Raw genomic sequence first — 11,403 nt, forward strand, 5'->3', positions numbered from 1 at the left:
GGGGCGGGCTCAGCCAGGCCAGCAGGCGGCCGCGAAGGCCGAGGACCGCGCCGCCGGCGGCGCACCAGAGCAGGTAATCGTAGAGCAAGCGTCGCAACTCCAAAGCCCGGAATTGTAGGCGCGGCGCGGATTTCCCTCACGCCGCGCCGCGAAGGGCATTAAACTGTAAATTACAAAATTGTCATAGTTTGCCCCTTCATTGGCCGCTCCCGCTTTCGTCCCATCGTCCGTGCCCGCCTTCCAGACCGTCTTCGGTCCGCTGGACCTGACTGCCGCAAAGCCCCTGACCACCGGGGGCGACCGGCACATCTTCCAGCATCCGCTGGTGCCGTCGCTGCTGGTGAAAGTGATGGACATGGAGCCCGGGCCGTTTACCTGGACGCGCGGCCGTTCAAGCGCTGGTACAAGCAGTACCAGCGCGAAAGCGCCTACCGCGTATACCTGAACGAGATCTCGGAATACGTTACGACCACCACGCGTCCTTCCGGCGTGTGGCAAGTGCCGATGGCGCGCATCGTGGGCGTGGCCCAGACCACGCTGGGCCTGGGCCTGCTGGTGGAGAAGATCGCCGACGAGGCGGGCAACATGGCGCCCACCGTGAAGCAGTTGGCCAGCCAGGGCCGGTTCGACGCCGCGCTCGGCGCGCAGCTGGACGCGTTCTTCGAGCAGTTGGCCGAGGCCCACGTGGTGGTGCACGACGTGTCGGCCAGCAACGTGGTGTGCGGCCTCAATGCCGACGGCAAGCGCGGCCTGTACCTGGTGGACGGCTTCGGCGTGCTGCCGCTGATTCCGCTCTATGCGTGGAGCAAGCGCCTGAACCGGCGGCGCATGCGGCGCAAGTACGAGCGCATGCGCGCCTCGCTGGCCGAGATCGCCCGCGAAGCGGCCTCGCGCTGAACCTCAGCCCGGCGCCTGCGCCGGTTCCCCGAGGCGGCTCACCCACACGTAGTCGCGCCCTTCCATCTGGCCGCGCCGCAGCGGGTTGCGCGTGCAGAACGCGGCATAGGCCGGATCCACATAGCGGTTCATGAGATGCTCGTCGCGCCCGGCCGGAATGCCCAGCCGCGTCGTGCGGACCAGCGGATCGGGCCGCTCGCCCACGTCTTCGACGAACAGCGCGCCGGGGTCGAACCGCTGCGCGTCCCAGTCGGGCACTTTCAGGCCCAGCGCCCGGCACAGCAGGGTCTGGCCCGCGCACAGGCCGGCCAGCGGGCGGGGATTGCCGCGCGCGTCGGGGTTCAGCCGCTGCATGAGCGCCAGCGCGTCGGGGCCGGACAGCGCGTCGGTCCAGGGGTAGCCCGATTTGATGAGCACCGCGTTGCCCGGTCCCTGCGCGCTGAAGTTCAGCGAGTCCCCGCCCCGCGCGTAATACATGTAGACGGTGCCGCCGTCCATGAAGAGCGCGCGCCGCTTGTGGGTGTAGCCCAGCGAGGCGTGGCTGCCCTTTTCGTGCAGGTAATAGGCTTCGGTCTCGATAATGCGAGCCGACAGCCACAGACCGTCGACCCGGTGCCGGATCACCTTGCCCAGCAGGTCGCGGGCGAGCTGGGCGGCGTCGCGGTCGAAAAAGGCGTCGGGCAGCGCGCGCCCGGCCTGCTCCTCAGGCGAAGCGTTCGCCGTAGCGCTTTTCGGTAAAGCCAACGCTGACCTCGCCATCGGGGGTGACCGTCACGGGGCGGCGCACCAGCGCGGGATACTCCGCGATCAGCTGCGTCCACTGGGCATCGGTGCTGGCGGTCTTGCGGTCTTCGGGCAGGTTGCGCCAGGTCATGGAGGCGCGGTTCACCAGTTTTTCCCAGCCGCCGAGCTTGCCCGCCCACGACTTCAGGGTGGCGGCCGGCACGGGATGGTCGCGGTAGTCCACGAACTCGTGCGCCACGCCGTGGTCGGCGAGCCATTGCCGGGCCTTGACGCAGGTACTGCATTTGGCCAGGCCGTACAAGGTGGTGTGCTTCATTTGGATTCGGACTCCTTGCGCCATTGCAGGCGGTTGGCGAGGATCACGCAGGTGCCGACCGCCAGGATGAACAGGGTGGCCAGCGCGTTGATCTCGGGCTTGAGGCCCAGGCGCACCCTCGAAAAGACTTCCATGGGCAGCGTGCTGGAGCTGGGCCCAGACAGGAACGACGCCAGCACCACGTCATCGAGCGAGAGGGTGAACGACAGCAGCCAGGCCGAGGCCAGCGCCGGCGCGATCAGCGGCAGCGTGATGCGGAAAAACACCGTCATGGGCGTGGCGCCGAGGTCGAGCGCAGCCTCTTCCAGCGAACGGTCCAGGTCGCGGATGCGGGTCTGGATGATGACGGCCACGAAAGCCATGCACAGCGTCACGTGCCCCACCCATATGGTGAACATGCCGTTCTCGGCGGGCCAGCCGATCTGGCCGCGCAGCTCCACGAACATGAGCAGCAGCGAGATGCCCAGCACCACCTCGGGAATGACGAGCGGCGCGCTCAGCATGCCCACGTAGAGGGCGAAGCCGCGGAACCGTCCCATGCGGGCCAGCACGTAGCCCGCCCAGGTGCCGATGATGACCGCCGCCGTGGCCGTGAGCGCGGCGATGCGGAACGACAGCCAGGCCGCTCGCAGCAGGGCCTCGTCCTGCAGCAGCGAGTCGTACCAGCGCAGCGAGAAGCCCGTCCAGGACGTGACGGCGGGCGAGGCGTTGAACGAGAACACCATCAGGCTGATGATGGGCACGTACAGGAACAGGTAGCCCAGTCCCAGGGCCACCGCGCGCAGGGTCTTGTTGGGGCCGTTCATTTGCGCCCTCCCCCCGCCTGTTCCTGCTGCTTGACCTGGCTGTACTGGAAGTAGACGAGCGGCACCAGGAGCAGCAGCACCATCACGCAGGTCACGGCCGAAGCCATGGGCCAGTCGGTATTGTTGAAGAACTCGTTCCACATGACGCGGCCCATCATGAGCGTGTTCGCGCCGCCCAGCATCTCGGGGATGACGTACTCGCCCACCGCCGGGATGAACACCAGCATGGCGCCCGCGATGACGCCGGGACGCGAGAGCGGCACGGTGATCTGCCAGAATGCCTGCCACGGGCGCGCGCCCAGGTCGTAGGCGGCTTCGAGCAGGCGCAGGTCCATTTTCACCAGCGTGGCGTAGAGCGGCAGGATGAAAAACGGCAGGTAGGCGTAGACCATGCCGATGTACACGGCCAGATCGGTGCGGTAGATCTCGAGCGGGCTGGAGATGATGCCCAGGCCCTGCAGCAGGTTGTTCAGCAGGCCGTCGTTGCGCAGGATGCCCACCCAGGCGTAGACGCGCAGCAGCAGCGAAGTCCAGAAAGGCAGGATCACGCCCAGCAGCAGCAGGTTGCGCACCGACGGCGATGAACGCGCGATGTAGTAGGCGATGGGGTAGCCGATCAGGATGCAGCACAGCGTGGTGATGGCCGCGATCTTGACGGAGTTGAGGTAGGTGGCGAAGTACAGGCTGTCGGTGAAGAGCAGGATGTAGCCGCGCAGGTGCAGGCTGAACTGCACCGCCTCGTCCTTGAATTCCGCCAGCGAGGTGTAAGGCGGAATGCCGAACTTGAGCTCGGCGAAGCTGATCTTGAACACCAGCAGGAACGGCACCAGCAGAAAGGCCACCAGCCAGGCGTACGGCGGCACCACGGCCAGCGTCCGCCCGGAAGGCAGCCAGTCGCGCAGCGGAAAGCGCCTCATGATGCGAGCACCGTGGCGCTGTCGGCGTCCCAGCTCACGAAGATTTCCTCGTCGATGCCGGGCGCGTCCATCTGGGCGAGCTGCAGGCTGGGCACGCTGGCCTCGACCATGGTTCCGGAATCCAGGCGGATCTGGTAGAGCGCGTAGCTGCCCATCCAGGCCATGTGGCTCACCATGCCGTGCGCCCAGTTGTATTCGGACTGCGGCTGTCCGCGCGAAACCACCATGCGCTCGGGGCGGATCGACACGTGCACCTCCATGCCCAGCGGCTCGCTCACGCCGTGGCTCACGTAGAGCGGGCGCGACAGCTCGGCGCTCTCGATGGCGACGTGGTCGGGCTCGTCCACCACGATAGTGCCCGTGAACAGGTTCGTGGAGCCGATGAAGCTCGCCACGAAACGCGAATTGGGGAACGCGTAGACGTCTTGCGGCGTGCCGCACTGGACGATCTGCCCCTCGGTCATGACGGCCAGCCGGTGCGCCATGGTCATGGCCTCTTCCTGGTCGTGCGTGACCATGATGCAGGTGACGCCCACCTGCTCCAGGATCTTCACCAGCTCGATCTGGGTCTTCTGGCGGATCTGCTTGTCCAGCGCCGACATGGGCTCGTCGAGCAGGAGCAGCTTGGGACGCTTGACCAGGCTGCGCGCCAGCGCCACGCGCTGCTGCTGCCCGCCCGAGAGCTGGTGCGGCTTGCGGCGCGAATAACCGGCCATCTGCACCAGGTCCAGCGCCTCGAAGACGCGGTCGTGGATCTCGGCGCGGTCCACGCCCTCCTGCTTGAGGCCGAACGCCACGTTGGCCTCGACCGTCATGTGGGGAAAGAGCGCGTACGACTGGAACATCATGTTCACCGGCCGCCGGTACGGCGGCACGTTGGTGATGTCCTCGCCATCGAGCAGGATCTGGCCCGACGTGGCTTCCTCGAACCCGGCCAGCATGCGCAGCAGCGTGGACTTGCCGCTGCCGGAGCTGCCCAGCAACGCGAAGATCTCGTTGCGGCGCACGGAGAGGTTGACGGAACGCACGGCGACGACGTCGCCGAATATCTTCACGACGTCGCCACCCGGACGAACTCGTCCGGATCGGCCGCGTGCTGCGCCGAGTAACGGCTTTCGCTCATGATGCTTATCGTCCGGACTTCAGCTCGGCCCACATGCGGGTCTGCATGCGCTGGATGTTCAGGGGTTGCGCCTTGATGACGTACAGCGTCTTGGCCACGTCGGCCGGCGGGTAGATCATGGGGTTGTCGGCCACGTCTTTCACCACGTACTTGCGCGCCTCTTTGTTGGCGTTGGGATAGAACATGGTGTTGGTGATGGCGGCGTGGACCTGGGGCGTCTCGATGTAGTTGATGAACGCCAGGGCCTCTTCCGGATGCGGGGCGTCCTTGGGAATGACCATCAGGTCGAACCAGGCCGGCGCGCCGCCCTTCGGAATGAAGTAGTTGATTTCGTAAGGCTTCTTGGCTTCCTGCGCGCGCTTGCGGGCGATCATCACGTCGCCGGAAAAACCGTAGACCATGCAGAGGTCGCCCACCGCGAGCTCGTCGATGTAGCCCGAGGAACTGAACTGGCGGATGTAGGGGCGGATCTGCTTGAGCAGGTCCAGCGCCGCCTTGTAGTCGTCGGGATTGGAGCTGTTGGGATCCTTGCCCAGGTACTTGAGCACGGCCGGAAACACCTGCGCGGCCTCGTCCAGCATGGAGATGCCGCATTCCTTCAGCTTGGCGGCGTTCTCGGGCTTGAAGAGCATGTCCCAGTTGCCCAGGTCGGCCTGCTCGCCCAGGATCTGCTTGACCTTGGTGACGTTGTAGCCCAGGCCGTTGGTGCCGTAGCCCCACGGGATGGCGTACTGGTTGCCGGGATCGACCTCGGCCACCAGGGCCATCAGGTCGGGGTCCAGGTATTTCCAGTTGGGAATCTTGGATTTGTCCAGCTTCTGGAACAGGCCGGCTTCGATCTGGCGGGAGGCATAATGCGTGGACGGAACGACGACGTCGTAGCCCGACTTGCCGGCCAGCAGCTTGGCCTGCAGCGTGTCGTTGCTGTCGTAGACGTCGTAGCGCACCTTGATGCCGGTTTCTTTCTCGAACCCGGGAATGGTGTCCGGCGCCGTGTATTCGGCCCAGTTGTAGACGTTGACGACCTTGTTTTGCGCCTGCGCGGCCGATACCGCCGCTGCCGCGAGCAGCGCGCCCATCGCGAAGCGCATTCCCGCCCTGTATTTCATTGCCTAGCCCCTTGCCGTCAGGCGTGTGTTTGAAAGATGCGTTGAAGGGATACCAAAAGGGCGAATGATAAAGCCTTTTAGCCTGGGACTGCCCGTTTTGCGCCCCACGGAAAGCAATTGGGGCCGGATGCTTCCGGCCGCGTCCGTCAGGGCTGGGAGCCCACGCCCCAGGCCGCCCAGTAGCTGTCGCGCAGCTTCATCCAGAACCGCTCGCCCTCCTCGCCCGCGACCTTGCGCAGCGAGCGCCGCAGGCGCTCCAGGTTGTCGCGCCGGCCCCGTTCGGACAGGCGGCCCTGGACGCCGCGGTCGAAGTCGATGAGCCAGATCCTGCCGTCCGCGCCGGCCAGGATGTTGTAGGCATTCAGGTCGGCGTGCCAGACGCCGGCCCGGTGCATGGCGACGATGGCCCCGGCCACGTCCTCCCAGAGAGGCTCGCCCAGCGAGAGCGCCAGCGGCCGCACGTCGGGGATGCGCTCCACCAGGATGGCCGCGCGGTAAGCGAGCCCGTGCCGCCAGTAGGCCGCGCCCAGGGGCGCGGGCACCGCCAGCCCCAAGGCCCGCATGGCCGCCAGCAGGCGGAACTCGCGGAAGCTGCGCGTGGCGGACTCGCCGGTCCAGACATAGGCGTCGCGGCTCAGGCGCGCGACCAGTCCCCCCGCGCCGGTAGCGGCGCAGCACGCCCTGCCAGCCCGGGCCCTCGACGAACCAGGCCGCCGCCCTGCCGCCCGNGCGCCAGGCCCGGCGCGCGGCGGCGCATGCGGGCGGGCCGGGAAAAGAAGCCCATTTCAGGCGGCGGACAGCCCTTGGGGAGAGACCAAAGGATCAATAATATACAATTCGCGGCGCAGGGCGCATGTTTGATAACGCCGACACTCCGGCTTTTCGTGGGAAGCGCCCTGTAGTGAAGAACACATGTCAACTCGCGTCAGACAATTCGTTATCCATGGCGTCACCGAAAGCGGCAGCCGTTTCCGCCCCAGCGACTGGGCGGAGCGCCTGGCCGGCGTCATGGCCCAGTTCCGCCCCGCCGGCAGCGCCGGCAACCATCTCACCTATTCCCCCTACGTGCTGCCCGTGGTGATCGACGGCGTGCGGGGCATCGTGGTCGATCAGCGCCTGCGCGAACTGGAACCGCTCGCCTACAAGTTCGTGGTGGATTTCGCCCGCGACAACCACCTCAAGACCGAAGAGCGCGAAGTCTAGCCTCCCTACAGAAGAAAAAGCCCCGCAAGGGGCTTTTTCCTATTTCACTTCGCGTAAACCAGGTCGCGCAGCCCCAGCGAGAGGCCGGGCCAGTAGGTGATGACCAGCAGGCAGAGCAGCACCACCCCCACGAAGGGAAGCAGGGGCCGGATCAGCCGTTCCAGCGGCAGCCTGGCTACGGCGCAGGCTGCGAACAGGTTCACGCCGAACGGCGGGGTGACCATGCCCAGCGCCAGGTTCACCACCATGATGAGGCCGAAGTGCACGGGGTCGACCCCGAACTGCAGCGCCACCGGCAGCAGCAGCGGGGCCAGCACCACGATGGAGGCGGAGGTCTCGACGAACATGCCGATGATGAAGAGCGCCACGTTCACGCCCAGCAGAAAGGTGATCTTGGTGTCGAACACGCCGGCCAGCCAGCTTCCCAGCGCGTCCGGCACGCCGGCCCGGTTGAGCAGGAAGCTGAAGACGCCCGCGTTGGCGATGACGAACATGATGACGGCGGTGGACACCACCGACTTGTGCAGGGTCTCGGAGAGCTGGCGCATGGCCAGCCGGCGGTAGACGAACTTGCCCACCACTACCGCGTAGACCACCGCCACCACCGAGGCCTCGGTGGGCGTGAAGATGCCGCCGTAGATGCCGCCCAGGATGATGACGGGCATCATCAGCGCCAGCGCGGCGCGCCGGAACGACTGCCACAGGGGCAGCCGGCCTTCGCCGTCGCGCGCGCCCAGCCCATTGCGGCGGGCGTAGAACCACACATAGAACATCAGCGCCAGGCCGATCAGGATGCCGGGCACCACGCCCGCGATGAACAGTTCGCCGGTGGAGGTGTCGGTGGACACGGCGAACAGGATCATGGGTATGGACGGCGGGATGATGACGCCGAGCTCGGCCGCGCTGGCCTGCAGCGCGGCCGCGAAGGGCGCCGGATAGCCATGGCGGACCATGGCGGGGATCAGGATGGCGCCCACGGCGAAAGTCGTGGCCACGCTGGAGCCCGCCACGGCGGCGAAGATCATGCAGGTCAGCACGCAGGCGCAGGCCAGGCCGCCCTGCACGCCGCCCACCACGCTCTTGGCGAAGTCCACCATGCGCTCGGAAATACCGCCGGCCTCCATGAGATTGCCCGCCAGGATGAAGAACGGAATGGCGACCAGGGGATACTTGTCCAGGGCCGCGAAAAGCTGTTGCGCCACCACCAGCCAGGGCAGGTGGGCCGCGCCGACTCCCGCCAGGCTGGCCAGTCCGATCGACACGGCGACCGGCACCGACAGCCCGAAGAAAATCAGCATCGAGACAATCATTAATTGGGACATGGTGATATCGGTATCTACGATGTTGAGGCAGTGTCGCGCCGAGCCCGCCGCATGAAGCCGCCGCCTCGCGGCGGCAGCCCGCGTTCAGCCCTGGGCGTCATTGCGCACCGGGGCGTCGTTTTCCTGGTGGGCGAACCAGCGGGCCAGCACGCCGATGGCCGCCAGCGTGGCGCCCACCGGGATGGCGAGGTAGATCCAGGAAATGGGAATGTCCAGGCTGGGCACGTTCTGGAAGCGCACGCGATACGTCATCTGGCCGCCGATCCAGGCCACGGCCAGCAGGAAGGCGGCGCACACCACCCCGATGCAGCCTTCCAGCACGCGGCGCGGGCGCCCGCCCAGCAGGTTGCGCAGCATTTCCACGCTGATCATGGCGCCATGGCGAAAGGCCAGGGCCACGCCCAGCAGGACGGTCCAGATGAGGAGGGCCCGGGTCAGCACCTCGCTCCAGTCGGCCGGGGACTGCAGCACGAAACGGGCGATGACCTGGTAGAAGGCGGCGGCGGCCGAGGCCACGAGCAGCAATTGGGCAATGACCGAAACCAGCCTGAAAAGGCCCCGGTCGAAGGCGCAGAGCAAACGCATGATGGAATGGATTCCGCAGAGGGAAAACGCAGGGATGCGCGCATGCGCGGCCCCGCGAAGGGGCCGCGCCGGGCGCTTCTTACTTGGTGTTGCGGATGGCCTCGATGAGATCCTTGCCGAACTTCTTGTTGTATTCGGCGTAGGCGGGCTCCACGGCGGCGGCGAAGGCGGCGCGGTCCACTTCGCTGACCTGCATGCCTTCCTTCTTGAGCTGCTCGACGCCGGTTTTCTCGATGTTGTCCACGTAGGCGCGCATGGCCTGGGCGGACGCCTTGCCGGCCTTGTCGAAGTTGGCCTTGTCCTCTTTCGAGAGTCCTTCGTAGGCGCTGGCCGACATCAGCACCAGGGCCGGGCCGTAGACGTGGCCGGTCAGCGACAGGTACTTCTGCATCTGCGAGAGCTTGGCGGAGGTGATGACCGACAGCGGGTTCTCCTGGCCGTCGATCGTGCCCTGCTGCAGGGCGGTGGCCACTTCCGGCCAGGCCATGGGGGTGGGCAGGATGCCGATCTGGCGGAACGCCGCGATGTGGATGGGGTTTTCCGTGGTGCGGATCTTCAGGCCCTTGGCGTCGGCCGGGGTCTTGACCGGGCGCACGTTGTTGGTCAGGTGGCGAAAGCCCTGTTCGCCCCAGGCCAGGGCCACGATGCCGCGGCTGGGAAACTTGGCCAGCATGTCCTGGCCGATCTTGCCGTCGAGCACCTTGCGGGCGTGGTCCAGGTCGCGCAGCAGGAAGGGAATGTCGAAGACCCCGGTTTCGGGCACGAAATTCAGCGTGGCGCCGGTGGAAACGATGGCCAGGTCGATGGTGCCGATCTGCAGGCCTTCGATGACTTCGCGCTCGCCGCCCAGGGCGCTGTTGGCGAATTGCTGTATTTTGTACCTGCCCGCCGTGGACGCCTCGATGGACTGCGCCATGGCCTGGGCGCCCGCGCCGTAGTGCGAGGACGTGGACAGCGCATAAGCCATCTTGAGCGTGGTTTCGGCCGCGGCGGGCAGGGAGGCGGTGGCGGCGCAAGTGGCCAGGAGGGCTGCGGCGAGCCAGGATTTACGCATTGTCTTCTCCGGTTTTTGGGTATCTTTGACGGCGGCGCTGCGCCGCACTGCGCGCATGATAGCGGGATTCGGCCCCCATTCCGGCCGTTGGACAGGATTGCAGACTGATGGATTTCCCTGATGCCGCCCGGGCTCGCCGCCCCGGCTTGCGGGCCGCGCTGAGGCTCGGCGCCGCCATGAGCGTGCGCGATTGGCGCGCCGGCGAACTGCGTCTGCTGGCGCTGGCGCTGGTGCTGGCGGTGGCCGCGGTGACCAGCGTGGGCTTCCTGGCCGACCGCGTGGGCCGCGCGCTGGAACGCGATGCCGGCCAGATGCTGGGCGCCGACCTTGTGCTGGACGCCGACGAGCCCATTCCCGCGGCCTTCCTGGAAGAAGCCCGCGCGCGGGGCCTGGAAGTCTCGCGCACCTGGCAGTTTCCTTCCATGGCCGGCGGCGCGGGCGGCAGCGCCCAGCTCGCCTCCGTCAAGGCGGTGGAGCCGGGCTACCCCCTGCGCGGCGCGCTGCGGGTGGCCAGCGCGCCGTTCGCCCCCGACGAGCCGGCGCGCGGCGTGCCGCCCAAAGGCACGGTGTGGGTGGATGCGCAATTGCTGGCGCTGCTGGGCCTGCAGGTGGGCGACGCGCTCGCGCTGGGCGATGCGAGTCTGCGTGTGGACCGGATCATTACCTACGAACCCGACCGCGGCATGCAGTTCGTCAACGTCGCGCCCCGCGTGATGCTGCGCGCCAGCGACCTGCCGGCCACGGGCCTGATCGCGCCGGGCAGCCGCATCGGCTATGCGCTGCTGGCCGCCGGCGAGCCGCGCGCGGTGGCGGGCTACGAAACCTGGCTGCGCGAGCGGCTGGGCCGCGGCCAGAAGATCGCCACCCTGGAGTCCGGGCGTCCCGAGGTGCGGCGCACGCTGGACCGGGCGCAGCGCTTCCTGGCGCTCGTGGCGCTGTTGGCCGTGCTGATCTCCGCCGTGGCGGTGGCGCTGGCGGCCGGCCGCTACCTGGACCGTCATCGCGACGGGGTGGCGGTGATGCGCTGCCTGGGCGCGCCGCAGGCGCTGGTGTCGCGCATGCTGGCGGCGGAATTCGCGCTGGTGGGCCTGGCGGCCTGCGGGGCCGGATGCCTGCTGGGCTACGGTGCGCACCAGGCGCTGGTGCTGGCGCTGGGCTCGCTCATCGATACGGCCTTGCCCCCGCCCTCGGCCGTGCCCGCCGCGCAGGGGCTGCTGACGGGCATGCTGCTGCTCCTGGGGTTCGCGCTGCCTTCGCTGGCGCGCCTGCGCCACGTGCCGCCGGCGCGCGTGCTGCGCCGCGAGGCCGACGCGCTGGGGGCGCGCAG

Annotated in this window: 11 protein-coding genes and 2 pseudogenes; 3 read left to right on the top strand and 10 right to left on the bottom strand. The window is 67.6% G+C overall.

Annotation, left to right across the window (positions count from 1 at the left end):
- Positions 1-229: 229 nt before the first annotated feature.
- Positions 230-897 (top strand): annotated as a pseudogene (locus AD428_RS21020) (YrbL family protein).
- A 3-nt stretch (positions 898-900) separates the two neighbouring features.
- Here the strand turns inward: AD428_RS21020 and AD428_RS21025 are convergent.
- The 7 genes and pseudogenes from AD428_RS21025 to AD428_RS21055 form a co-directional block, all read right to left on the bottom strand.
- Complete coding sequence (locus AD428_RS21025) at positions 901-1,656, bottom strand: DNA-3-methyladenine glycosylase (protein ID WP_053246469.1); 756 nt, start codon at positions 1,654-1,656, stop codon at positions 901-903.
- Complete coding sequence (locus AD428_RS21030; RefSeq protein ID WP_053246470.1) at positions 1,601-1,957, bottom strand: arsenate reductase; 357 nt, start codon at positions 1,955-1,957, stop codon at positions 1,601-1,603. The genes AD428_RS21025 and AD428_RS21030 overlap by 56 nt, the downstream gene beginning before the upstream one ends.
- Positions 1,954-2,763, bottom strand: coding sequence for an ABC transporter permease subunit (locus AD428_RS21035; RefSeq protein WP_053246471.1), 810 nt, complete (start codon positions 2,761-2,763; stop codon positions 1,954-1,956). Before AD428_RS21035 ends, AD428_RS21030 begins: the two co-directional genes overlap by 4 nt.
- Entirely contained in the window at positions 2,760-3,680 is a 921-nt protein-coding gene (locus tag AD428_RS21040; protein ID WP_053246472.1) for an ABC transporter permease subunit, read from the bottom strand. Before AD428_RS21040 ends, AD428_RS21035 begins: the two co-directional genes overlap by 4 nt.
- Positions 3,677-4,803 (bottom strand): annotated as a pseudogene (locus AD428_RS21045) (ABC transporter ATP-binding protein). Before AD428_RS21045 ends, AD428_RS21040 begins: the two are co-directional and overlap by 4 nt.
- 5 nt (positions 4,804-4,808) lie before the next feature.
- The gene (locus AD428_RS21050; protein ID WP_053246473.1) at positions 4,809-5,912 is read right to left on the bottom strand and encodes a polyamine ABC transporter substrate-binding protein; all 1,104 of its coding nucleotides are present in this window, start codon (positions 5,910-5,912) and stop codon (positions 4,809-4,811) included.
- 146 nt (positions 5,913-6,058) lie between these two features.
- Positions 6,059-6,640, bottom strand: a 582-nt coding sequence (locus AD428_RS21055) for a 3-deoxy-D-manno-octulosonic acid kinase (RefSeq protein ID WP_369798804.1), incomplete at its 5' end; no start/stop codon positions are given.
- A gap of 184 nt (positions 6,641-6,824) precedes the next feature.
- Between AD428_RS21055 and AD428_RS21060 the strand changes: the two genes are divergently transcribed.
- Positions 6,825-7,115 carry a DUF3579 domain-containing protein gene (locus AD428_RS21060; RefSeq protein ID WP_053246474.1) on the top strand — a complete coding sequence of 97 codons (291 nt, stop codon included), beginning with the start codon at positions 6,825-6,827 and terminating at the stop codon, positions 7,113-7,115.
- A 44-nt stretch (positions 7,116-7,159) separates the two neighbouring features.
- Here the strand turns inward: AD428_RS21060 and AD428_RS21065 are convergent, their stop codons facing one another.
- The 3 genes from AD428_RS21065 to AD428_RS21075 all read right to left on the bottom strand — a co-directional run bounded on the left by AD428_RS21065 (position 7,160) and on the right by AD428_RS21075 (position 10,076).
- A complete protein-coding gene (locus tag AD428_RS21065; RefSeq protein ID WP_053246475.1) occupies positions 7,160-8,437 on the bottom strand; it encodes a TRAP transporter large permease in 1,278 nt (425 codons plus the stop codon).
- An 84-nt stretch (positions 8,438-8,521) separates the two neighbouring features.
- Positions 8,522-9,022 (bottom strand): TRAP transporter small permease, encoded by a 501-nt coding sequence (locus AD428_RS21070; RefSeq protein WP_053246476.1) that lies wholly within the window; start codon positions 9,020-9,022, stop codon positions 8,522-8,524.
- Between the two features lie 79 nt (positions 9,023-9,101).
- A complete protein-coding gene (locus AD428_RS21075; protein ID WP_053246477.1) occupies positions 9,102-10,076 on the bottom strand; it encodes a TRAP transporter substrate-binding protein in 975 nt (324 codons plus the stop codon).
- A 104-nt stretch (positions 10,077-10,180) separates the two neighbouring features.
- Between AD428_RS21075 and AD428_RS21080 the strand changes: the two genes are divergently transcribed.
- The coding region (locus tag AD428_RS21080) for an ABC transporter permease (RefSeq protein ID WP_152968183.1) at positions 10,181-11,403 on the top strand (1,223 nt) is incomplete at its 3' end.

It is taken from the genome of Achromobacter sp. DMS1 (assembly GCF_001270295.1).